Raw genomic sequence first — 24,480 nt, forward strand, 5'->3', positions numbered from 1 at the left:
TATGGCGTTGATTTACTGATACCGTCAAGCTCTATGCCCGGTTTAAGCCATACTGTTATGCTGGCGGTTCTTAAATGGTGCGTTAACCTTGTTTTCTGATTGGTATAACTTCGGCGTTATCTGGCTCATTGCGGATTATTTGCGTCAAGCGCCGGTTCCATATTTCCAGTGCTTGCCGCTTTTCTTTCAGATAGTCGTAGCGGTCGTAATGCTTAGAAGATACGTCATTAAGCGCATGGTTCTGAATTCGATCCCTTATATCCTTGCTGATCCCTGCCTTTCCTGTCAGTGTTTTAAATGTGGTTCTTAGATCCCGTGGTGTAAATTTGGAGATACCTGATGATTTACATAGGCGCGTTATGGCTTGGCTAAACCCGTCTGTGCGTAAAGGCTCATTTCCACTCTGCGCTGGGAAGAGATAAGTCATATGCAGTTTCGGATTGTTGCTGATAACTTCGAAAGCAATGTCATTGAGCGGGATTACCCAGAAATTGCCATTCTTGCTTCTGGCTGGCGGAATGGTAATAAGGCGCTCTTGCCAATCTATTTCATTCCATTGTAGCCCTGATATAGCTTCAAGGCGTGTACCCAATGCCAGCATTAGCCTGAATATGTTGGCGCGGTGTATTGACATTGAGCTTGACTCCAACGCCTGCCAGAAATTACGTACTTCATCTTCTGATAAAAAGCGGTCTGCTGGCGGTTCTTTTTTTAGCGGTTTGCGTACTGAGTAAACTGGATTGCTTTCAATGAAAAATTGAACGCCATGAGTAATGGTTTCTGGGGTGTCATCAAACTCAATACCAAATTTGAACATAGATGATAAAAAGGCGCGTACCCGGTTTGCCATAAATAAAGATCCGCGCTCAGTTATTGGGTGCAAGGTTTCAATAATGTCAGTCTTGGTGATTTCATTGGCCTTTCTGGTTGTGTCCAGATTGCGTAGATTCAGATCAAACGCTTGTTTAACATTCCTATAATAGTGCTCGCTTTTATTGGCCTGTAAATGATCTAGGAATATGTCTATCAATTGTTGCAAACTGCCTTGCAGTTTCCTTTTACGCTCCTCAGTCTCTTGTCTTTGGCGCTCGCGTTCTTCGGCTAAGGCTTGTTGGCGCTGCTGTTCTTTGATGTCGATGCCGGCTTGGTATTCCTTTGATAGATCCCGGTAGCAATTCCTGATTTCCTTCAGGCTCATTGCGCCTTTTCCATATCGCCCGATTTTTTTTAGCTTTTCCTTACCATCAATGTAGTAAATAAAATAGGCATCAATCACGGCCGATGGCAACATCTTGAACGCTAGTGTTCCATCCTTCTTATGTAGCTGCTTTTCCCGAACGATGTAGGGTTTATTTTTCGGTTTAAGTGCGTCAAGTTCTATCGTCGTGATTGCCATAAATTACCCTCAAATTGCGACCTACTGATTATTTGGTGACCAGAAAATTAGTATTTGGTCTGGGTAATGGTCTTGGTTTCGGGCGCGACTGTCAACGAATTTTAATGAACATCAGCGAACAATCAGGAAACAATAAAAATTGCAAGTTATTGATAATTAATGATGCTGAATTTTTCGGCGAACTTCGTTGCACACCAAAATACAACAAATTGAATCATTCGTAATCAGTAGGTCGCGGGTTCGAATCCCGCCATTGGCTCCATACTTCATGCGGTCTTTAAGTACACACTCAACAGGGACGCATTAGCCCCACCTCAAGTAAAAATCTCAAGTTTAGATCTCAAGTCATGGTCCAAGGGACATGACTACGCAAAATGTCCCTTGATGATCTGCACTTAACAGGGCAACACCAAGGTATAGTCATTTCTGGTGTATGACTTAGAGAAGGATGCGGTATAACTTGTTGGTAAAAAGATCTCCGCAGATCCACCAGCATGAGGAAAACACCACCATGACTCATATAATGTCATTAACCTGAGCAAGCCAGAACAGAATGATTTTTGCTATCCTTTAGATACTTGATGCACTGCTATGCCAAGTAAGCAAGATGGCATACTTTCAACGGCAGGGTCGAAGCGATGAATAAGAAATTCAAGACGAAATACTGTCAAATGCTTTCATTATGGTGGAGTCGAAGTACACAAACAGCATCCAGGCGCCTACTTGATGAATTACAGCTTCAATCCTAAGGTACGTGCCATCAGCCATGTCTCATTTCTATTTGTCTGGCATAAAAAATTGCCCGCTATTTTTGCTACTCTTGGCAATTTAATCATGGGAGCTAGACAACTTCGGATGTTTATTAAGTGCATTTTCTGTTTCGTTGCGTCTTAAACTTATGTCATTCTTGTTTCCTCTAATGTCGTTATCGATATTTAATCACCTCTATGACTAAACCGCTTTCAGCCGCTGTGGACCTGGTCCGGCAGTATGGCGGCCCCGTGTCGCACATTGCTCTGGATCCCTCGCGCAGCACCTTTCGCACTCCTGCTGTTGACGGGCTGATTAACTTTTTACTCGTGTGCAGGTGTGCTGTTGTGCAGGGCGATCCGATCTGCGCGCCGGAAAATAAAGCCTGCTTGGCTGATGCTTTTGCAGACTATTGCGCAGGCAAAGGCTGGTCGATTTTGTATATCACGGCAACGGTCAGCATGCAGGCCTATGCCCATGAGCGCGGATATGCCTCGATGGAGTTTGCCAGTCTGCTGATAGCCGATCCTCAGAATGATCCTGAGGCAGGCCCGCAGGCCCGCCATCTGCGCCAGCACCTCAATCATGTGCGGCGGACGAGCGTGACCGTGCGCGAGTACATAGGGGAGTCTGATGCGCAGATGGAAGCACAGGCAGAGGCAGCTTGCAAGGCTTGGCGGAGGGCTCGCCATGGGCCTCAGATGTATCTGGGCCAGCCACGACTTTTCGATGATAAAGTAGGCAGGCGCTGGTTTATTGCCGAACAGGCGGGCGAGGTGGTCGGCTTTCTCTCCATGCTGCAAGTGGGCTGCACTGGATGCCAGCGCCTGATCAACCTCGTGTTTTCCACGCCTGCCGCCCCACTCTATACCAACGAACTTATGATAGTTACTGCCCTGCAGGCACTACGCGAAGAGGGTATTGGCTCGGTCTGCCTGGGAGTTGGGCCGCTGGAAAAACTGGGGCGGATTGAGGGTTGCAGTGCCATGGCTGAGTGGCTGTCTCGCAAGCTTTACTACTTGTTTGCGACTAAGCTAATTCACCAGTATGGCAAGACGGTATTCTGGGAAAAATTTCGCGTGGCGCAAAGAGAGCCTTTATATCTGCTTTTCCAATCGCCTCGCATCGGGCTAAGGGAACTTTACGCTTTATCGCGGGCTGTTCATTTTTCCTTGACTGGATAAGCTTGCGCCACGCGGATGGTGGCCTGGTTGGGCGTCGGCATTGGCAAAGCCGGTCCACCCTGGAGATGCTGGAGGAAAAAACCAACAGTCGCGCGCCTTGCCGTGATGCGCACTTGGCGCGAATCCGCCGTGCCGCTGCGGCATATGCCGTAGCCGAATCGGTCCGGTTCGTCCAGCATCTGCACATGGTCAGTATCCCGCAGCGTCAGTTCGATGGTTCCAGTCGGCGCCCGCTCGAAGAATCGCAGGTAATTAGTCGCTAGCGGCGCACAGATACGGGATGCGCGCCAAGCGACTTCCGCGCCGATCAGCAGTAAAGGGGCCTTCAGGCTGGCAAGCGTGCCGTGCACTACCGAGACGTTGCCGTTGTCGTCGGGATCGATGGCCACCACGCCAGCAAATCCGCCGTATTGTGCGGCGGCAAGCACCGCATCTTTGCCGCCCATTGAATGGCCGGCGATGCCGATTTTTTCCGGATTGACTCCTTGAGACTGGACTAGCCAGTCAGCGATTACTTTCGCATCGTGGGGCAGTTCGAGGTCGCTTCTGAACAGCGAATACCAACTGCGCACGGCCACGACAAAGCCACGGGAGGCGAGTGCACGGGAGTAACTTTCATACTGGTCGTCAGAAGCCATGCGGCCTGGCAGGAAAACAATAGCGGGCGCCGGTTGTTGTGGATGGGCGGGTTTGTACAGCACGACCTTCAAACTCTCGCCTTGATGCAGAACTTCGACCCGCGAGGAGCCAATCCGCTGCAGGCCAGGACCGGCCAGGTCGTTTTCCGACAGGCCTATCGCATCGGTTGCAAGCGTATCAAATGATGGGTGTTTCCAGAAGACATTGCTGTTGGCAGTCGACAAAAGCAGGCTTGTGGCAAGAATAAGTAGGGAAAAACAACGATAGTGGAGCATTGTTGATGAGTATATATGAATACCCGATGAGGAGGAAGAAATATACAGAGACACCACAAGGCAAGAGTGCGCTCTTTACCTGTTACTCTTGCAATAATCTTCTCGCGGACGTGCCCGGCTTCGAACGGGTGCTGTTGGGCGAGGCGAACTGACAAAGAGGTCGTGAAAAGGGCATAAGCCTTCCGTGTCATGGATTTCTGTTCCAGATTATTTTCTTCATAAAATTCATTAATTTCGCGAACGTCGGAAGCTTCTCGAAAATGGTATGACACAGCCCTTGCATGGTGCCTGAAGCGAATTGTCCGGCGGAGGAGATTCGGCCCAATCGGCCTTGTCTTTTACGTGCAGATCTATTGTATTTTCTAATCGAACTGTAAGGCTGTATCCGATCCACAAGTGAGAAGCTTTTATAAAATTTTCAGGCTGAATCTAACCCGACAGACACTGCTAGTAAAGTCAGCGTCTGTCAGATTCTGAACCTTTAAATACAGCAAGATTTAATTGTCATCTATCAATCACCAGAGAAATGTCATCAATCTGCCATTGGCCTGCTGGAGTAGGGATCATTCGGACTCGAAGCTGATGAACTCCGGCTGTAGGAACTGTATAGGTACATTGCGTGACAGCGCTCACCCATCCATCAAGTACATTAGGGGTGCCATTGCCGGATACGAATACATTGTTTGAACCAGACGGCGGGCAAACAGTTGGGCCAGTTGGACCGGCGGGATCTATAAAAATCGTGGAACCCAGTGTGGCCGAAAAATTGCCTAGCCTTGCACCAACAGCATTAAAAATGACGCGTATCAACGTGTTTGGGCGTGATGTATTAAAGGTGATTGTTTGACCGCCAGCCTGCGGGCCATTGAGGTCGAGATCTCTTGCTGCTGCGGCATTTTGTGGGCTGTTGTTCTGTGTTGCGAATAAAAGGTCGGCATTAGCCGTGTTGGCTATAAGCCCGAAACCCAGGATCGCCGTTAAGCTACCTAAGTAACGCATTTTCTTATTTATTGATCGTATATTCATGTTTTTACCCTCATCGTTGTATAAAAAGTAAAACAGCGTGATCAAAGTTTTCTCCTTCCTGATCGGTTACTTATCTAGCCTTGTCCCTGTAAGTCTTACTCGGCGTTTTGCGGTATCCATTCGAATTGATTATCCATCTTCGGATTGAGTATCCATCTCTTCCTGATCAGCTACTTATCGAGCCTTGTTCCTGTAAGTCTTATTTAGCATCTTGCGGTATCCCTTCAGGTTAAGGAGGCATCGTTTGTTCTTGAGATTCCTGGGATTCCTGTTCGCTTGGCTGAGCGGAGGGCTCTTCCAGGGATTTCATGAGTTGTGCGGCAAGTTCTGATACTTCCGGATCGTCATCTTTTTGAGCAGTTGCTAGAGTATCCAGGATATCAGATGTTCCGATTGAACCGTTTACGGAGCGGTCGAACAAGCCAGCAAGGGCAATAGAGCGGATTTTTGCAGAGGCATCGTTTTGAGCCAGATCTTTGAGCGTATCCGGCGGCAAGTCTATCTGAGCCCGCAGAGCGGCATCCAATGCTTGAATACGGATGAGTTCATCAGGGTCCGTCAGTGCGTTTTTTGCAATTTCGGTTGCAGCGCTGCCTTGCTGCTCAACCATATTGGTAATAGCTGAGGCTCGCTTGTTGATTGAGTCTGCATCCGTTATGTCTTGTATATTCTCATCGGCGCGCGTTGCAATTGACGGAGAAACTGGCGCCAATTTTTTTCCTTGGCCTTGAGGATAGACCCAAACAGTTGCCAGGCGAGCTGATTTGGCGTCGTCTCGGGTGTAAAAGAAAAAAATATCATAATTCTCAAAAAGCCGGTGCAAGCCCTGCTCTATAGAAAGATCGTGAAACTGGATTGTGGTTGTTGGATTTGCTATGGCCTCGCTCATTACAATAGTAATCCCTGATTGTTGGGCGATTTTATACGCAATGTCTTGAAGCGGATGTCCAGAGGCCTCAAGGCTTAAGTGGTTAGATCTGAATAGAACATAAAAAGGCGATGAATTGGTCAGTTGAGCGGTATTGTTTGGGATCTTATCTTGAACTACTGAGCCCGATGCAGAGTCAGAATGAGGTGGGGCGGCCACCCGGGAGGAGTTGGCGGCACCAGAGTCTCTCGTCGTTTGTTCTGTTACCGGATTTGGCAGATCTGGCCACAGCCAAGATATGAAGCCAATGGTCATGGCCGATATGATCACAATCTTTATTGTTTTCATAAGGAAACCTCCATCTAACAGGCGCGGGGTCAAATTCTCCTTTACTTAACGTACCGCGTAGCCGACTGACTGCGGGCGACACACAGGTTGCAGTCCTAATTGATGTGATGGTTAGTTATTGATGTCGTGCCAAGTTAAATTCCTATGCTTTTATGGCTATTATTCATGTTTTTAAGTGGATTTCTATTCGTGCTATTACTGTCTAGCTAAGCAAATATTAGAACGATAGACTATATCAACTTAAAAAGTGGTCCTTACCATTTGCAAATAATGGTGGGCTCCGCTAAATGCTGAAAGGGCAACCATGATGGTTCTTATCGGGTATTCGAGCATCCAAATACCTCGATGGGGTGTTATCTGAAATATTAAATGAATCTTATGCTTCCGAACTATGGATAAACAAAATTTAGTCTGTTCTGTTTGCGGCGGAGCTTGTTTGTTACTCGATGTCGTGGACTTCAATAAATCCTGTGAGGAAGCAAGAGGTAAGTTTCTCAGTCTTGCAGGAATTCCCGTTTACTATGCTCTCTGTAGCAAGTGTGGTTTTTGTTTTAGTCCAGAGCTATACGTATGGACGTTAGACGAGTTTGAGGAAAGGATATACAACGGTGAATACATCTTGGTGGATCCTGATTATATCGAAACCAGGCCTCGAGCAAATGCCGCTACGTTGCTTTCCATGTTTAGCAATCTTCCTCATCCTATTAGGCATCTTGACTATGGCGGGGGAAATGGGCTTCTCGTGAAGCTCCTGCGCGAATCAAATTGGGAGTCCATTTCCTACGATCCTTTCGTAGACAGGAACATTAGCATTGAGCAGCTCGGAAAATTTGAACTAATTACTGCATTTGAAGTTTTTGAGCATGTTCCCGATGTTCAAGAGTTGATGTCGAATTTGCGCTCACTGCTTTCTTCGAATGGGCTTATATTATTTTCGACATTGTTGTCAGACGGAAACATTTATCCCAACCAACGGATAAGCTGGTGGTACGCATCCCCCCGCAATGGGCACATCAGCCTGTTTTCAAGAAATAGTCTCGCAATTCTTGCGCAAAATAGCGAATTCGATTTTGGTAGCTTCTCGCAAGGTTTGCATGTTTTCCTCACAAATGTGCCGCCTTGGGCCGCTCACATTATTCAGATGGGTTAAACCAGCAATTCACTGATCTGCACTAAAAGTCGTCAAGATCAGTGATCCCAAACGTTCATCGCCATCCAACCGGTATTTCGCCAGTTTAGCGCCTGTTAAAGTTATTCTCGATGCCTGCAATAAAAAACGGAAGCTGGTCGCAGACGGCCATCGCGGTAGAGATCATCGCCTGGTTGATGGATTTCAAAATAGCGCCTTTAAGTTATCAGTGAATTCTGAGTATAAAAAAATTCCAGATAAATATTGGTGCTCTTTCTGGGGCCGGAAGAGTTGATAGCAAATACCATTCCTCACGGATTCATGGGCGCAATTGTTCGGTTCATACAGGCCTAAATGAGTATATCGGACGAATGTTTGGGAATTCTGCTTAAGGATGATGCGTCCTGATTTGATCCTTTCCAGCAAACTCTTGGACCTAACCTGGATCTGGGGATTAACGGACGGCCTATCGGCAGACTCGGTGTGTTTATAGTGAAGAAGCCGACGAATGCGGTCCGCGTTGATTACGATGGTGCCTACAATTTCATTGTATTGCCAAGCACTTGCATCATTAGGCTTCGAAATAAAGCTTTTTTGCAAGCATATAGGACGACTTCAGCCGCCAGTAGCTTATTCAAGCATAAAAAGCGACAGGAGTTGCTCCAGTGGTTTTTAAGCAGATGCCATCTTTTTTAGATTTTTCTCTTTTTCACTTGGCCGACAATCGTTTTCTGCGTTGCTTTGGCTCTTTCTGTCCTGCAATCATCTGCAACAGCTAAATTACAGGGATGAACGAATATAGAAAATGCATAAAGCCATAAATGGCGTGTAATAAAACATTGACAATGGTTGCTTTAGGCAAAGCAGGAGCGATCGTTGAGGAGCTTTTTTGCCTTGTCGCCCTACACAGCCTACTTCCTTGTAGGCTTCCCGGTGAAGGAAAGGCAAAAATTGTGTAAATCCGGACAATTTAAGAATAAATTAGGTGAATAAGTTCTAGATATCATCTAAACCAGACAGTCCGTAGACAGACCAGTTAGCAGAATCAACGGCACCTTCCTCATTGTCTTTATTATTGTAATTAATTCGGCATACATATCTTTTGGTGGCGGTAGATGAGTCGCTGGTTACATCGACTTCAGCGTTAATCACATACTGATAATCACCAAGGCTCCAGGCATTAATAGGTTTTTCAGGAAAGTTAATTGTCACATCTGAACCGAGCTCTGATTTAATGTAACTGTTGCAGTGTGTGAACGCGAGATCTGTAAGAGAATTGGAAATAGGGGAAGCGCTACCTTGATCTTTGGTGTCAACAAGAAATAAATCTGACTGAATAACTTTGTAGATCAAGGGCATGATGAATTCCCGCTGAATTAATATCAGCCCAACCAAGCCGACGGCGAGGACTAAAATAGGGTGTTTTCTCAGAAATAAGATAAGATTTTTTTTCATAAGATTTAGAAGTTACATCACAAAAATAGAAAGGATGGACAAGAATTTTAACAGAAATCAAAGTTTTAACAGCAAGGAAATTTATCGTGAATGAAGTGAATATGAGACAAACAAAATTCAGAATTGTTTTTGACTTGACAAGGGTAATCGAACTGGTAGACTGAGCGCTCACTAAATAGACTTGGTGACATCCTGATTCTAGAATTAGAAGTAGGGGTGAGAAAATGGAGTTGTAACAATAGACTCCCGGCTAATAAACCGGGGATTTGATAATTTTTAGGAGGTAGAAATGGCAGCTACAACTGAATCAGTGAAAGCTGATGCTGCGGAAGCACCGCTGTTAAATAAAAGAAATATGTTTCTCGGAGCAGCACTCTATATAGTGTTCTACGGTTGGGTTCGTTGGTATGAAGGAATTTATGGCTGGTCAGCTGGTCTGGATTCATTCGCACCTGAATTCGAAACATATTGGATGAACTTTCTGTACACCGAGATGATTCTTGAAGTAGTCACCGCATCAGTTCTGTGGGGTTACATCTGGAAAACTCGTGACCGCAAAGTGATGTCAATCACTCCAAGAGAAGAGTTAAGAAGACACTTCACTCACTGGACATGGTTGGTAATGTACGCTATCGCTATTTACTATGGTGCTAGCTACTTCACTGAGCAAGATGGTACATGGCACCAAACAATCGTTCGTGATACTGACTTTACTCCAAGCCACATCATCGAATTCTATTTGAGCTATCCTATCTACATCATTACTGGTTTTGCTTCATTCCTGTATGCAAAAACAAGACTGCCTACATACCAACAAGGTCTGGCATTACAGTACATGGTATCAGTAATTGGTCCTTTCATGATTCTGCCAAACGTTGGTCTGAATGAGTGGGGTCACACTTTCTGGTTTATGGAAGAGCTCTTCGTTGCTCCTTTACACTATGGCTTCGTATTCTTCGGATGGGCTGCTTTGGGTGTATTAGGTGTTATCAACATCGAAGTTGCGGCTTTCTCTAAACTGCTGAAAAAAGACTTAGCTTAATTTAGAGTCTCGGTTGTAATAACTATCTCCTGGCTGTTTTGCCTCTTTTCAAGGCAAAACAGCGTAGTGAAGATGGTGTTAATAAAAATAATTTAAATCCTTTAGGAGGTAAGCTAATGAGCGCATCTCAATCAGCTGTTCGTTCGCGTGCAGAAGCGGTAAAAGCTTCACGTACGTTAGACTATTTGATTCTCTTCACAGCGTTTTTCGTTATTCTGGGTGGTTATCACATTCACTACATGTTGACCGGTGGTGACTGGGATTTCTGGACTGACTGGAAAGACAGACGTCTGTGGGTGACTGTTGCACCTATCGTTTCAATCACTTTCCCAGCTGCTGTTCAAGCATGCTTGTGGTTCCGTTACAGACTGCCTTTCGGCGCAGTTGTTTGCGTACTGGGTCTGCTGTTAGGCGAATGGGTTAACAGATACTTGAACTTCTGGGGTTGGACATACTTCCCAGTAAACTTCTGCTTCCCTTCAAACCTGGTGCCAGGCGCTATCGTTCTTGATGTTATCCTGATGTTGTCAAACAGCATGACATTGACAGCGGTTGTTGGCGGTATGGCATGGGGTCTGTTGTTCTATCCTGGCAACTGGCCAATCATTGCTCCATTGCACATTCCTGTTGAATACAATGGCATGATGTTTACTCTGGCTGACTTACAAGGTTACCACTACGTAAGAACAGGTACTCCTGAGTACATCAGAATGGTTGAAAAAGGTACACTAAGAACTTTCGGTAAAGACGTTGCTCCAGTATCAGCATTCTTCTCTGCTTTCGTGAGTATCTTAATTTACTTCCTGTGGCATTTCTTCGGTAAATGGTTCTCAAAACCTGACTTCGTTCAGTCTGCATAAGAATCGTTTAACAGAAAACTACACATTAAAAGGACTAGAGGCAACCGTATTATTTCAGTTGCCCTAGGATACTCGGAAAAACAATAGACTCTCTATTACAGAGGAGGATATATGAAATTGATTAAAGACAAAGTTGCGAAACTATCCTTTGTCGCACTGCTGATGACTGTCACAGCAGCGATGTTCTACACGCCAACTGCATCTGCTCATGGTGAAAAGTCACAGGCTGCTTTCATGCGTATGCGTACTATTCACTGGTTTGACTTGAACTGGTCAAAAGAAGAAGTAGCAGTTAACGATACAATGACAATTTCTGGTAAATTCCACGTTTTTGCTGGATGGCCAGAAACTGTTGATAAACCAGAAGTCTCATTCTTGAACATTGGTATTCCAGGTGCTGTATTTATTCGTGCAGGATCATGGATCGGTGGTCAATTGGTTCCTCGTTCAGTTACTCTGGAACTGGGCGAAACTTATGAGTTTAAAGTATTGTTAAAAGCACGTCGTCCAGGTGACTGGCACGTTCATACTATGATGAACGTTGAAGGCGGTGGTCCAATCATCGGTCCAGGTAAATGGGTAACTATTACTGGTACAATGGGATCATTCACTAACCCAATCACAACTTTGACAGGCGAAACAATCGACCTGGAACACTTCAACCTGGGTAACATCTACTTCTGGCACGCTTTCTGGTATGCTCTGGGCTTAGCTTGGTTGGTATACTGGGCTCGTAAGCCAATGTTCGTTCCACGTTCAATTGCAGTTGAATCAGGTAAAGCTGATTCTTTAATCTCTGCTACTGACAAGAAAGTTGCTATGGCTTTCGGAGCTGGTACTATCGCTATCGTTGCTTTCTCAATGGGCAGCACTAACGAACAGTATCCTGTAACTACTCCTCTGCAAGCTGGTTTGATGCGTGGCATGAAGCCAATTGAAATGCCTGCACCAACTGTAAGCGTTAAAGTTGAAGATGCTTCTTACCGTGTACCTGGTCGTGCTATGCAAATGACACTGACTGTTACTAACAACGGTGATTCAGCTATTCGTTTAGGCGAATTCGAAACAGCTGGCGTACGTTTCTTGGATCCAGCAGTTTCTGAAGATACAACTAACTATCCAGATGACTTGTTAGCTGAAGAAGGTCTGACTGTTAGCGATAACAGCCCACTTGCTCCAGGCGAATCAAGAACTGTTGAAGTTACTGCTTCTGACGCTGCATGGGAAGTTTATCGTTTAGCTGACTTGATCTACGATCCAGACAGCCGTTTTGCTGGTTTGCTGTTCTTCTACGATGAAGCTGGCAACCGTCAATTGGTTACTGTAGACGCTCCATTAATCCCAACATTCATCTAATGAATAATTAGCTGATAACATTGGTTGTCAGTTAAGGGTTAAGACCCCCGTTACCGAAAGGTAACGGGGGTTTTTTATTTGTGAAAAATAAAAGATATAACAATTAAGGTTGAGTAGTAAATTTAATAAATGGATTGAAATCGCGTAAGGATGAAATAAACGTAAATCAACAGAAATCGATCATATTTTGAATGATTTAACATGCTTATTAAGTATATTCAAAGCGATAATGACTTTACCTTGGGATAAGGATGGCCATAAATGCGGTTGAAGTAATTTATGCTGAGACTGTCTGTAAAATGAAAATTTCAGAGAATAAGTTGGCTAATACTTTAAAAACATTAAATTTCCGGAAATAAATAAGACTACAGTTATTACGAGTATTACGAGCAGAAATCATTATGGAGCACAATGTTTGTGCAGAAAGATTGTGCATGGGCTGGATTTTTTCACTAATATTGCACAGGTTGTGAGGCGCAGGCGGAGCAAGGCAATTGTTGTTCTGGATAATAAAAAGTTGGACAAGACGAAAATAGACAGTACATTTTTGCTACTTGAAATTAACGGCGCTGTTAAAAATGCTGGAATTGAGCAATTTTTCAGAAAAGAATTGTGTAAAAATTGATCATTTTTAGAAGGTTGAGGCGCGAATTGAAGACAGGTTAGAAGTGAACGCGACGGGAGAGGTCAATGTATCGCCCTGTCCTCGTGTCAAAAGCGCAGCAATTAGGAAAATCGCCAGCGACTTTTAGATAAGCCGGTCAGTGGCAATTGGTTGTATGCTTTTGGCCTCTTCCTATGGTGATGCCATAACGGCGCTACGAGTCATTTAATGATGTTTAGAGAGTAAGTAGAGTTAGTTGAAAGTATACTTGCTTTAACCGTTTGAGATCATTAATGATGAGTTTATTCACCAGAAACTGGGCTGCTGTCATAAAGGCGGTTATTGCTGACGGTAATAATGCGAAAATGTAATTAACCTGAGTTCGGGGTAAGGAAAGGAAGCGCATTTTTGCTATATAAAGAAAAAATAAGTTTTTCGACGCTAACTTTCTCAAACTAAAACTAGCTACTGACGAACACTCTTATTCTGCGATGTGGACGATTTTTTAGGCTGAATGGCAAAAAATCAAGGCTCATAATGGATTCCGGGAGGGGATAGCTGATGATCAGCTCCAGCAGTGAACTTAATAACGCTTTACCGCGTTTTCTGGCGTTATGCACAAATTCAAAAAAGCCTAAATAAATGGGCAGATGCGCCTGGGAAGCCTCGCGATGCAGGCGTAACCAGAGGAGCGCAGCAGTGACCAAAACCCTTCCATGGTGCTCACATGCACTTCATAAAACCCATCACCCACCCCTGAAAATCTGGGTGCTGTGCTTGTATTTTATGGGCTTGAACTTATCGAACGCGCAGATTGCCCGCGAGCTGGACTTAAATGAAGCGGATGTTCAGTAAATAACTCGCCAGTTGCGGTCAAGGATCGTCAGCAAAAGACCGGTCGTGGTACTGGAGGGCGAGGTCGAATGCGATGAAGTTTATGGGGGGGCTGGGCATAAAGGCCAACCGGAAGCCGTAAAAAAAGGCCGAAAAGGTCGGCGTAACCGCTTAAAAGGCGCTCGTGGACGCGGCACGCTGGACAATGTTCAGCAAGCGACCATCCAGCCCGTTATATCCAAAGCATCATAGTGCCGGGTACGCTCATTTATATCGATGAATAGGCAATTTATGACCGCCTGGCGTCATGGGGATGCGCACGAAAAAGTGTTTGCCATGGTGTCGGAGGATATGCTTGCGATGAGGATAGTGGCCCGCGAAAATCGTACCGGTTAAATCGTCGAATTTGCGCTGACAAGCCGTGCAACTATAGCGCTGTCGTTCAGGTTAGGTATCATCCTTGCCTGCTTGATAATGGCTTCTGAACCGTAATGGGGGCAAGACACTTTACCTGAGCAGCGCAAGGGCGCGAACTGTTTCAAAGCATTTGGCATTATCTAATAGCTGAGGTAAGGCAATCATCCGTCCTATCTGGGGATACTGAACCTCAAATTCAAGACTTGCTTTAAATAGGCTTGGGTATTTCCCCGGAATCCAATAAGAGCCATTAAGAAATGTTTCTGAAAAAAATTTTCGTTTATACAAAAAACCCAGCATAAAGCTGGGTTTTTTGGTTCTTTGATCTCTATTGATTAAAGAGAGATAGAGCTAGAAACTTTTTGTTTAGTGCCATCTGGATCATCGATGCAACCAGTTAAACCAACGATCATCAATGCCATAGCTAAAAGTGATAATACTTTCTTCATAATAATATCCTCCATAGGGGTGTAAATTATTTTTATATATTTTTTGCGCCAGTTTTTAAGCACAAGCAATTTATATCACGACTGCATGGATGATGCAATATAAAATCCCTCGAATTTTTTAGGATCATTATAGTTCATTGATATTATCGGGTAGATCAAAGGTGATTACGCCATGATTCCATTTGGCAGTGCCAATAGTGCTCCATGGTGAAGAAAAATTCTTGTGCAATTGATCGTAAACCCAATAAGAAGGCGCATCAATTTTCTTGAGTTTTATATGAAACACCGTTTCGTCGAGCTTTAAGTCAATTTTTTGTCCCCAAAAAGCAGTGACCTTCATAATAAACTTATGTAAACGCTTGTTATCAATATTGGGCGTAACAGCAATGTTAGCCCACATGGAGTGAACTCTGCCCCAATTTGGAGCCAGTAATCGACCTTGCTCGTTAACAAATGGCAGCCAGCGTTCAACATTATTCTGATCGATATACGTAATGGCTAAGATATGGTCATAGCCGGCAAAATGATCATGCAGGTATAGGGCATGGGGTATGATGCCTAAAAAGCTCTGAGAGGTCATAAGGAGTGAATTGCTAGCCTGAGCGAGAGCAACGCTGAATGCATTTTGCTTTGTGTCCAGCTTGAATCTATAGATGAAGCCATAATGTATAGTGCTGTTTAATTGCAGAAATAATATGGCAATAAGAACTTTTGAGACTCGCATTGCAAAAAGCTTAGGCGAGCGAGCAGCGAATTGTTCAAAGATGCGATGATAAAGACTATTATCAGGCAGTTTTGTGGCAACAATGCATTCAGATGAACAGGTAATACGAGTGCGAGAATCTGCAATGGTACGGTATTTATTGGCCGCATATTGATAAATGCCGGGCAGGCGCATAACCAGACTGACTGGCAGCAAATAACCCATTTTGGCAAATATTTGAATGTAAGTATCGATGCCGGAATAGATGCGGTTGTCATTGTCCAGCGCATATAAATCGGTGAGTAAGGTCTTGCTATCTATTGGTGCAAGAGCCGGATATGCGGAAGCGTATTCTTGCGCTGATTTAAAATCGATGCGCTTGAAGATGTCAAAATGGTTGAGGGTGAGGACAGTTCGATTACAAAGAGGGCATTGTTGATCATAAAATACAGTAAGTGCTGGTTGCTTCGAAGTGATCAGTTCGCCAATAGATCGCCACCAGCTGAAAGGGATGAGCAGCGTATAAAACGTAAGCATGCCCATGCCAAAAGGATAAATATTGAAAGACAAGGCAATGCCTAAGTGAAGTCCAATCCCGATGAGAAGGTAAACTATACGTAAGCAAGGATTGGAGAAGAAAAATATAAAAGTAAACTGAAAGACCAAAATAGTGTAGCCAATGGTTTTTTCCAGAAGCTCGTTGTTCAGCAAGGGGGACATGTCAATTGCTGAAACATAATAAGGCTGTGTTGCCGGCAGCCAGGACCCGAGGCCATTGCGCCAGTGTTCGGCAAACATTTTATGGATAGCCGAATCAAAGTAGAGAAATCCAAGACAGATAGCGACAGGCAAATAATAAGCAAGCGCTGAAACAGTTGGTTTGGAATAAGTGCTGTAGTGCACAAAGGGAGTGCTGAGCTTGTATCTGAGGCTATCTATGGAAAAAGCGCGATTGCCGGGCATAAAAAGCAGGAAGAATCCTGCTCCTATCATGAATACATCAAAGCCTCCGTCAAAATCCCTTTGCATAGGGGTAAAGTTAACGAAAATGATCCAGAAGATATAGTTGCAAATGATCGCGAGTTGATAGCGATACCCGGCAACAATAAAAATAGCAATAACTCCCCATAGGCACAGGAAGAAGGGAATCATAGGAAATTCCACATCCAGATAGGGGATTGGATCAAAAATTAAGTGGTTGAAATATAACAGGAAGATAATTTCCTGCAATGTGACCAATCCGTAAAAAATTCGGAATAAACCAACGCCTGTTGCAGGTGCGCGTTTGGAATGGAGGCTTGAAATCTTGGAAGAGAGTAATTTATACATTTTCTAAATTCGAAAATTCGAAACAATCAATGTATAAATTATAAAATAAATCTCAATTTTTAGGGGGGAATTATGAAGGAAACTGAGGCCGCCGCGAAAACACAGACTGATGCGATACGAGCGGCCAAAGTAGGGACGGAATTGTTAAATCTTACTTTTCGTCGTCTGGGTGCTCAGCGAATACCCATTTTACAAGGAAGTAGCCAGCAGCAATAACAACTACTGCGCCGATCATGCCAGCTGGTGATTTTAACATTTCGGTGATATCTAAGATCGCTCCCATGAGTGTCCTACCTATAATTTGTAATTTAGAAACTGCTAATGATATAGCAAACGGAAATCGTATGATACTTTAGGTGAAGTTAAAGTCAAGGCTTAATTATCACATAACTTTATGAAGAGATTGATCAAGAGATATTGCTCCGAGCTGAAATTTAAAGCTCGAAAGCGGGTGTGTTATACTTTAAAATCTAAAGCTTGAAAGCTGATATGTCGAGATAAAAAGATGAAAAAATACGTTAAGATGTTACCGCTCGTTGCGATTTTCTTTACGCTTTCTGCAAATGCTGATGTCCAATTGAAGGATAAATCTGAGATTTTGGGTAAATGGGATTTATATGCGGAAGCGATCAAATTGAATGGAGAAAAGAAGAAAATCACTGTTGAGTGGGATTTTAAGGAGGATGGTACGCTTGAAACAACAGCGACTGACTCTGTCGGTCGAACCCCTGAGTTTAAAGCTAACCTGAAGTACTTCGTGGAAGATGGCGTACTGAAAAAACAAAGCACACCTGGACGAGAAAAGTATGAATCATGTAAGGTTGTTGAAAAAGACAATTCCCAAATGGTTTTAAAATGTACATATCTTTTCTTCTTCCTGACAAAAAAATGATAATTAAAACAGAGGTATAACGATGATAGGCGGTATTGTAATGATTATTGCGGCTCTCTGGGTTTACCAGTCGGCCATGAGAGCAAAAGTAAACAATGTATTGATGTGGGTTGGGATTTGTGCAGTGGCTTTTTTTATTGTGCAAATGCTATTGGTTCAGTTCAACATCTATATTTTGGAAGCGGTCAGAGGCAGTGAGTCCAGCAGTGGATATGAGCGTGATTTATTGACCATTGGCGACAGAAAGAATGAGGGCGGCTTTCAAGGAGTTGGCGGTATATTGTTATCAGTATTTTTTGAATTGATGCCACCAATCGCTGGCTTTTTAGCAGTTGCGGTGATTCGCAATAAATTTGTTCTTAAAGAAGAATTTAATTTAGCTAATTTATTCAGCGGCATTAAAGAAATGTTTCAAGGTATAAAACAAAGCTTTAAAACCACAGAAAAGTAAAAGATAAGAGTAGTCATAAAATAAAGCTCAAGCGATGCTTGGGCTTTTTTTATGACTATTGCATGCTGATTCCTAAAGCACATGGATGAATTTTATTCGAGACAGTATTGGGTATATTTATTCAATATATCAAAGACTTAATTCTGGAAAATATGAAGGCTCCAAGTTGTTGGCCGAAGTTAAGTTCACGCCAATGCTGCGCCTTGTTTAATCGGAGGCAGAGAAGAATCTTCTAATGAGACATCGGCAAAGCGCAAACTTAGTCGCCAACGATAACTGAGACAAGTGAAATGAGACCAAACACGAAAAGAACAATAAAGATTGCCCCTACGATAACATAAGTTGAAAGCGAGCCCTGTTCAAAGTCCTTTTGTCTGTTCTTTTCACTCCGTACACCGACGACGGCGGACAGAACGCTCTTAATTACTTGAATTACTGTTGGTTTCGACATGTCCTTCTCCGATAGAAATATTAAAATAATAGTGGTTGATTGCTCTTTAAGCAATGTTTATATTCAAGCCGACTATCGCTATCAATCTTTATCCTAACTGATACCACTTTGGCAGTGTCAATGAGCAAAATACAATTATTAAAGCAGCTATTATCCCAGAGAATCTTATTTCTTGATGGTGCGATGGGTACAATGATCCAAAGCTACAAGCTGGAAGAAAAAGACTACCGGGGTGAGCGTTTTGCCGACTGGGCTGTGGATCTTAAAGGTAATAACGATCTGCTGTCGATAACTCAGCCCGACATTATCAGAGCCATTCACCAAGCCTATTTTGAAGCCGGCTCTGATATCGTTGAAACCAACACGTTCAACGCGACCAGCATCGCCATGGCCGATTATGAAATGGAATCGCTGGTTTATGAGATCAATGTTGAATCAGCGCGACTGGCAAGGCAAGCCGCCGGCGAATTCACTGCAAAGACACCGGAAAAGCCGCGGTTTGTCGCTGGTGTTTTAGGACCCACCAATCGCACGGCCTCCATGTCGCCCGATGTCAACGATCCGGGATTTCGCAATATTTCCTTTGACGATCTGGTTGAAGCGTATACGGAAGCGACACACGGCCTTATCGACGGCGGCGCCGATATCATTCTGATCGAAACTATTTTCGATACGCTCAATGCCAAAGCGGCCATTTTTGCAGTCGAACAGTATTTTGAACAGATCGGTTATAAGCTGCCTGTCATGATTTCCGGCACGATTACCGATGCCTCGGGCAGAACGCTTTCCGGACAGACTGTAGCCGCCTTCTGGAATTCGCTCAGGCATGTCGAGCCGATAGCGTTTGGTTTTAACTGTGCATTAGGCGCAAAAGAACTGCGTCAGCATATAGATGAACTTTCAACCATTGCAGATACTTACGTTTCCGCGCATCCGAATGCCGGTCTCCCTAATGAGTTCGGAGAATATGACGAGTCGCCGGAGGCGATGGCCGAAGAGTTGGCCGATTGGGCGCGCAGCGGCTATCTGAATATCATCGGCGGCTGTTGCGGTACCACGCCGGCGCATATCAAAGCGATAGTCGAAGCCGTAAAAGAATACAGTCCGAGACCTATTCCCGTCATCGAGAAACAGTGCCGGTTAGCCGGGCTGGAGCCCATGAATATAGGTCCGCAGACCCTATTTGTAAATGTGGGTGAGCGCACTAACGTAACCGGCTCGGCCTTATTCAAGAGATTGATCGTTGAAGGCAATTACGAAGCAGCGCTGGACATCGCCAAACAGCAAGTTGAGAACGGCGCCCAGATTATCGATATCAACATGGATGAAGGCATGCTGGACTCCAAGCAAGCGATGGTGCGCTTTCTTAATCTGATCGCGTCCGAGCCCGATATTGCCAGAGTGCCTATCATACTCGATTCGTCCAAATGGGAAATTCTGGAAGCCGGCCTGAAATGCATCCAGGGCAAAGGCGTCGTCAATTCCATTTCACTCAAGGAAGGCGAAGAGGCTTTTATACAGCACGCCAAGCTGATCCGCCGCTATGGCGCAGCTGCTATCGTCATGGCTTTTGATGAAGAGGGCCAGGCCGATACCAAAGACAGGAAAATCGAAATTTGCCAGCGGGCTTATAAGATTCTTACCGAGCAGCTTGACTTTCCTGCTGAAGACATCATTTTTGACCCGAATATTTTCGCGATCGCGACCGGTATTGACGAACACAATAACTACGGTCTGGATTTTATTGAAGCCACAGGTGAAATTAAACGCACCCTGCCGCATGCGCTGGTCTCAGGCGGCGTGTCGAACGTGTCGTTTTCATTCCGCGGCAACAATCCGGTAAGAGAAGCAATCCATGCTGTATTTTTGTACCATGCCATCAATGCGGGCATGGACATGGGCATCGTTAATGCCGGCCAGCTCGCGATCTATGCCGACATTCCTGAGGATTTGCGCGATGCGGTCGAAGATGTGGTATTGAACCGTCACGCGGGCGCAACGGAAAAATTGCTGGAACTGGCCGAGAAATACCGTGGCGAGGGCGGTAGTGCGGTAAAACAGGAAGACCAGGAATGGCGCAGCTGGCCCGTCAATAAACGCCTGGAGCACGCACTGGTCAAGGGTATCGACGAATTTGTCGAGGAAGATACCGAACAGGCGAGACTGGAAGCCGAAAGGCCTCTGCATGTCATTGAAGGCGCATTGATGGACGGCATGAATGTGGTTGGCGATCTGTTTGGCGCCGGCAAAATGTTCCTGCCGCAAGTCGTCAAATCAGCTCGGGTCATGAAAAAAGCCGTCGCTTATCTGATGCCTTTCATGGAAGCCGACAAGTCCGGAGAAATGAGAACCAACGGCAAAATCCTGATGGCGACAGTTAAGGGCGATGTCCATGACATCGGTAAAAATATCGTCGGCGTCGTGCTGCAGTGCAACAATTATGAAGTCATCGATCTGGGCGTCATGGTGCCGGCGGAAAAAATCCTGCAGACTGCGCGCCTGGAAAACGTCGATATTATTGGCTTGAGCGGCCTGATTACGCCGTCTCTTGACGAAATGGTGCATATGGCCAAGGAAATGGAGCGTCAGGGTTTCGATATCCCGCTGATGATAGGCGGTGCGACTACATCGCGCGCACATACGGCGGTCAAAATCGAGCCCAATTATCATGGACCTACCGTTTATGTAACCGATGCATCCAGAAGTGTCGGCGTCGCCAGCAATCTGCTGAGCACTGACCTGAAAGACGATTTCATCCAGAAAATCCGTTCAGAATACCAGGAGGTCAGGGACCGGCACAAAGGCCGCGAGGCAAAAACCAAGCAACATACCCTGGCTGCGGCAAGACGCAATAAATACGTCTGGGGCAACTATGAGCCGGTCAAGCCAACGTTTCTGGGCACCAACGTCATCGATCATTTCCCACTGGACACGCTGGTCTGGTATATCGACTGGACGCCTTTCTTCCAAACCTGGGAAATGGCTGGCAGCTATCCGAAAATATTCGCTGATAAAGTCATCGGCAATGAAGCCAGAAAGTTGTTTGACGATGCCCAAGTCATGCTGAAGAAAATCATTACCGAGGAATGGCTGTCAGCCCGTGCCGTTATCGGCTTTTTCCCGGCCAATAGCGAAGGCGACGATATCATTGTCTATGCTGATGACTCACGTCAGCAAAAGCTCGAGACTTTGCATCATTTGCGGCAACAGAATATAAAGGCGCCGGGCCGGCCCAATTATTGCCTCTCCGATTTCATTGCGCCGGTAGATAGCGGCAAAACCGATTATATCGGTGCATTCGCCGTTACAACCGGTATCGGCATAGAAGAAAAACTGCGCCAGTTTGAACGGGATCATGACGATTACAGCGCCATTATGCTGAAGGCTCTGGCCGACAGATTGGCCGAAGCATTCGCTGAATACATGCATGAAGCGGTCAGAAAGGAATACTGGGGGTACGCCAAAGACGAGGCTTATGCTAATGAGCAACTCATTAGTGAGGACTATCAGGGCATCAGGCCGGCGCCTGGCTATCCGGCCTGTCCCGACCATACCGAGAAAGCGAAGCTGTTTGAAATGTTGAATGTGACTGCAAACACGTCAATAGAACTGACCGAAAGCTACGCGATGTATCCGGCTTCGGCTGTCAGCGGCTGGTATTTCTCCCATCCTGACGCCCAGTATTTCAATGTCGGAAAAATCGACCGCGACCAGTTAGCGGATTATGCGCGGCGCAAAGGCATCGCCGAAGAAGTGGCCGAGCGTTGGCTGGCAACACATTTGCATCATTAATATCAAAAATACCAAGCATGACAATCAAAGAGAAGACGGAACGACTAATAGAAAGGCTCATGTACGCCAGTCGCTGGATTCTGGCGCCGATGTATGTCGGCATGAGCCTGGCTTTGCTGGGACTTTCAATAAAATTCTTTCAGGAGCTGTTTCACTTCATCCCTCATATCCTCGAAGCTGACGAATCCGAAATGATTCTGAAATTGCTGACCTTGATCGATATGACGCTGGTGGCAAGCTTGATCGTTATCGTCATGTTCAGCGGCTATGAAAATTTCGTCTCCCAAATGGATCTGAGCGAGGAAACTGAGAAGCTCGACTGGCTGGGCACGCATGATTACACGTCCCTTAAAATGAAGGTGGCCTCATCGATAGTTGCGATTTCCTCAATCCATCTATTGAAAATTTTTATGAACGCACAGACGACCGATAATGACAAAATCATGTGGTACGTCCTGACGCACCTGACCTTTGTGATATCGGCCCTGTTTATGGGGTATCTTGAAAGGCTCACCAAGCACTGATGATAAAATTACTACTGTTAGGTACGGCGGGCTGCCATTTGTGCGAAGAGGCGGAAGCCATCGTTGCTGCATGCAGAGCGCAAGCTACCGATCAACTGACTGTCGAGACGGTAGACATAGCCGAGCAGACCCAATGGCAGGCGGATTACGCGGTACGGATTCCCGTTTTATATCATCCGGCAACTCAACAAGAACTGGGATGGCCGTTCGGCCGAAATGATGTTAACGAATTTATTAGTGGACTAGCAATGACTGAACATTACAGAATTGAAAAAGACAGCATGGGCGAATTGGAAGTGCCGGCCGATGCTTTATACGCGGCGCAAACGCAACGAGCGGTCAATAACTTTCCGGTCAGCGGCTTGACCATGCCGCCGGCTTTCATTAAGACCGTGGCGTTGATCAAGCAGAGCGCGGCCAAGGTCAATATGGAACTGGGGGAACTTGACGTTGTTATGGGTCAGGCAATTGTGCAGGCCGCCCAGCAGATCATCGATGGCGGCCATAGCCAGCATTTTCCGATCGACGTGTTCCAGACCGGCTCCGGCACCAGCACCAATATGAACGTCAATGAAGTATTGGCTAATCTGGCCAGCCAAATTGCTGGGCAGCCGGTCAGTCCGAATGATCATGTCAATATGGGGCAGAGCAGCAATGACGTGATTCCGACCGCGATCCATGTCAGCGCCGCAATCGAATGCCGGAAAATCTTACTGCCGGGGCTGGCACATTTGGCTCAGACACTGGAAGAAAAAGCAGCCAGCCTCGATCATATTACCAAAACCGGACGCACGCATTTAATGGATGCGATGCCCGTGCGCCTGAGCCAGGAACTGGACGGCTGGGCGCTGCAGATTCGCAATGGCATCGATCGCATCAATTCTGCGCTGCCTCGGGTCTATAAACTGGCTCAAGGCGGCACGGCAGTCGGTACGGGCATCAATGCTCATCCCGAGTTTGCGGCAAAATTCGCTCAGACGCTCGGCAGAGAGGCCGGTTTGCCGTTTGAGCCAAACGCATCGTTTTTCGAGAGTCTGAGCGCTCAGGATGCCATGGTTGAATTATCGGGCCAGATGAAAGTTGTAGCGGTCAGCCTGATGAAGATCGCTAACGATTTGCGCTGGATGAACAGCGGGCCTTTGGCTGGTCTGGGAGAGATTGAACTGCCGGCGCTGCAGCCTGGCAGCAGCATTATGCCCGGCAAGGTCAATCCGGTTATTCCCGAGGCGACGGCTATGGTAGCCGCCCAGGTGATCGGCAACGATACAACGATCACTATCGCCGGCCAATCAGGCAACTTCCAGCTGAATGTGATGTTGCCCGTGATCGCCCACAACATCCTGCAGAGTATAGAACTGCTCGGGAACGTCAGCCGTTTGCTGGCCGATAAAGCGATTGCCGGTTTCACGGTCCGGGAAGACAATCTGCAGCAGGCTTTGGCGAAAAATCCGATATTGGTGACGGCCCTGAATCCGATCATCGGCTACCTGAAAGCCGCCGAAGTCGCGAAAGCCGCTTATAAGCAGGGCCGTCCGATCATTGACGTCGCCGCTGAAATGACCGAACTAAGCCGGACGGAACTGGAAAAACTGCTAGAGCCCGCGCATTTAACTCAAGGCGGCATAAACGAGTAACCCGTATTTGGCAGGCGGACTGCAAGTTCCGGCCTCTGAACGGCGCCGGATGTCGATGCTTTCCATGAGAGA

Annotated in this window: 19 protein-coding genes; 10 read left to right on the forward strand and 9 right to left on the reverse strand. The window is 45.8% G+C overall.

The genetic code is table 11. The features are described from left to right. Window positions 1-82: 82 nt before the first annotated feature. Window positions 83-1,396: a site-specific integrase gene (locus IT781_RS01040; protein WP_194968263.1), complete on the reverse strand. Its 1,314-nt coding sequence runs from the start codon at window positions 1,394-1,396 to the stop codon at window positions 83-85. Between the two features lie 947 nt (window positions 1,397-2,343). Here IT781_RS01040 and IT781_RS01045 point away from each other — a divergent pair. Next, window positions 2,344-3,330, forward strand: coding sequence for a phosphatidylglycerol lysyltransferase domain-containing protein (locus tag IT781_RS01045; protein ID WP_194968264.1), 987 nt, complete (start codon window positions 2,344-2,346; stop codon window positions 3,328-3,330). On the opposite strand, the gene IT781_RS01050 is transcribed toward IT781_RS01045, so the two are convergent. The 3 genes from IT781_RS01050 to IT781_RS01060 form a co-directional block, all read right to left on the reverse strand. Continuing rightward, entirely contained in the window at window positions 3,309-4,193 is an 885-nt protein-coding gene (locus IT781_RS01050; RefSeq protein WP_194968265.1) for a dienelactone hydrolase family protein, read from the reverse strand. The two genes, IT781_RS01045 and IT781_RS01050, sit on opposite strands and share 22 nt — an antisense overlap. Window positions 4,194-4,748: 555 nt before the next feature. Continuing rightward, entirely contained in the window at window positions 4,749-5,315 is a 567-nt protein-coding gene (locus IT781_RS01055; RefSeq protein ID WP_194968266.1) for a hypothetical protein, read from the reverse strand. Window positions 5,316-5,499: 184 nt separating this feature from the next. Next, window positions 5,500-6,486: a HEAT repeat domain-containing protein gene (locus IT781_RS01060; RefSeq protein WP_194968267.1), complete on the reverse strand. Its 987-nt coding sequence runs from the start codon at window positions 6,484-6,486 to the stop codon at window positions 5,500-5,502. 391 nt (window positions 6,487-6,877) lie between these two features. On the opposite strand from IT781_RS01060, the gene IT781_RS01065 reads away from it, so the two are divergent. Then, a complete protein-coding gene (locus IT781_RS01065; protein ID WP_194968268.1) occupies window positions 6,878-7,636 on the forward strand; it encodes a class I SAM-dependent methyltransferase in 759 nt (252 codons plus the stop codon). A 975-nt stretch (window positions 7,637-8,611) separates the two neighbouring features. On the opposite strand, the gene IT781_RS01070 is transcribed toward IT781_RS01065, so the two are convergent. Further along, complete coding sequence (locus IT781_RS01070; RefSeq protein ID WP_194968269.1) at window positions 8,612-9,070, reverse strand: hypothetical protein; 459 nt, start codon at window positions 9,068-9,070, stop codon at window positions 8,612-8,614. Between the two features lie 289 nt (window positions 9,071-9,359). Between IT781_RS01070 and amoC the strand changes: the two genes are divergently transcribed. The 3 genes from amoC to amoB all read left to right on the forward strand — a co-directional run bounded on the left by amoC (window position 9,360) and on the right by amoB (window position 12,328). Beyond that, entirely contained in the window at window positions 9,360-10,112 is a 753-nt protein-coding gene (amoC, locus tag IT781_RS01075; RefSeq protein ID WP_194968270.1) for a bacterial ammonia monooxygenase, subunit AmoC, read from the forward strand. 116 nt (window positions 10,113-10,228) lie between these two features. After that, the gene (gene amoA, locus IT781_RS01080) at window positions 10,229-10,972 is read left to right on the forward strand and encodes a bacterial ammonia monooxygenase, subunit AmoA (RefSeq protein ID WP_194968271.1); all 744 of its coding nucleotides are present in this window, start codon (window positions 10,229-10,231) and stop codon (window positions 10,970-10,972) included. Window positions 10,973-11,083: 111 nt separating this feature from the next. Continuing rightward, the gene (amoB, locus tag IT781_RS01085) at window positions 11,084-12,328 is read left to right on the forward strand and encodes a bacterial ammonia monooxygenase, subunit AmoB (RefSeq protein ID WP_194968272.1); all 1,245 of its coding nucleotides are present in this window, start codon (window positions 11,084-11,086) and stop codon (window positions 12,326-12,328) included. A 1,065-nt stretch (window positions 12,329-13,393) separates the two neighbouring features. Here the strand turns inward: amoB and IT781_RS22155 are convergent. The 3 genes from IT781_RS22155 to IT781_RS22570 form a co-directional block, all read right to left on the reverse strand. Then, window positions 13,394-13,639 carry a hypothetical protein gene (locus IT781_RS22155; RefSeq protein WP_228778832.1) on the reverse strand — a complete coding sequence of 82 codons (246 nt, stop codon included), beginning with the start codon at window positions 13,637-13,639 and terminating at the stop codon, window positions 13,394-13,396. A 1,120-nt stretch (window positions 13,640-14,759) separates the two neighbouring features. Continuing rightward, window positions 14,760-16,664 carry a DCC1-like thiol-disulfide oxidoreductase family protein gene (locus tag IT781_RS01095; protein ID WP_194968273.1) on the reverse strand — a complete coding sequence of 635 codons (1,905 nt, stop codon included), beginning with the start codon at window positions 16,662-16,664 and terminating at the stop codon, window positions 14,760-14,762. A gap of 151 nt (window positions 16,665-16,815) precedes the next feature. Then, window positions 16,816-16,947 carry a hypothetical protein gene (locus tag IT781_RS22570; RefSeq protein ID WP_255528651.1) on the reverse strand — a complete coding sequence of 44 codons (132 nt, stop codon included), beginning with the start codon at window positions 16,945-16,947 and terminating at the stop codon, window positions 16,816-16,818. Between the two features lie 222 nt (window positions 16,948-17,169). Between IT781_RS22570 and IT781_RS01100 the strand changes: the two genes are divergently transcribed. After that, window positions 17,170-17,556 carry a hypothetical protein gene (locus tag IT781_RS01100; RefSeq protein ID WP_194968274.1) on the forward strand — a complete coding sequence of 129 codons (387 nt, stop codon included), beginning with the start codon at window positions 17,170-17,172 and terminating at the stop codon, window positions 17,554-17,556. Between the two features lie 22 nt (window positions 17,557-17,578). Next, window positions 17,579-18,007 (forward strand): hypothetical protein, encoded by a 429-nt coding sequence (locus IT781_RS01105; RefSeq protein WP_194968275.1) that lies wholly within the window; start codon window positions 17,579-17,581, stop codon window positions 18,005-18,007. Window positions 18,008-18,266: 259 nt separating this feature from the next. Here the strand turns inward: IT781_RS01105 and IT781_RS01110 are convergent, their stop codons facing one another. Continuing rightward, the gene (locus IT781_RS01110; RefSeq protein ID WP_194968276.1) at window positions 18,267-18,458 is read right to left on the reverse strand and encodes a DUF2970 domain-containing protein; all 192 of its coding nucleotides are present in this window, start codon (window positions 18,456-18,458) and stop codon (window positions 18,267-18,269) included. Window positions 18,459-18,578: 120 nt separating this feature from the next. Between IT781_RS01110 and metH the strand changes: the two genes are divergently transcribed. From metH to IT781_RS01125, 3 genes are read left to right on the forward strand one after another with little or no spacing between them, the layout of a single operon-like run. Further along, window positions 18,579-22,250 carry a methionine synthase gene (gene metH / locus IT781_RS01115; protein WP_194968277.1) on the forward strand — a complete coding sequence of 1,224 codons (3,672 nt, stop codon included), beginning with the start codon at window positions 18,579-18,581 and terminating at the stop codon, window positions 22,248-22,250. A gap of 17 nt (window positions 22,251-22,267) precedes the next feature. Then, window positions 22,268-22,774, forward strand: coding sequence for a TIGR00645 family protein (locus IT781_RS01120; protein WP_194968278.1), 507 nt, complete (start codon window positions 22,268-22,270; stop codon window positions 22,772-22,774). Further along, window positions 22,774-24,408 carry an aspartate ammonia-lyase gene (locus IT781_RS01125; RefSeq protein ID WP_194968279.1) on the forward strand — a complete coding sequence of 545 codons (1,635 nt, stop codon included), beginning with the start codon at window positions 22,774-22,776 and terminating at the stop codon, window positions 24,406-24,408. Before IT781_RS01120 ends, IT781_RS01125 begins: the two co-directional genes overlap by 1 nt. Window positions 24,409-24,480: the final 72 nt, after the last annotated feature.

Source organism: Methylobacter sp. BlB1 (genome assembly GCF_015476545.1).
Classification (GTDB): Bacteria; Pseudomonadota; Gammaproteobacteria; order Methylococcales; family Methylomonadaceae; genus Methylobacter.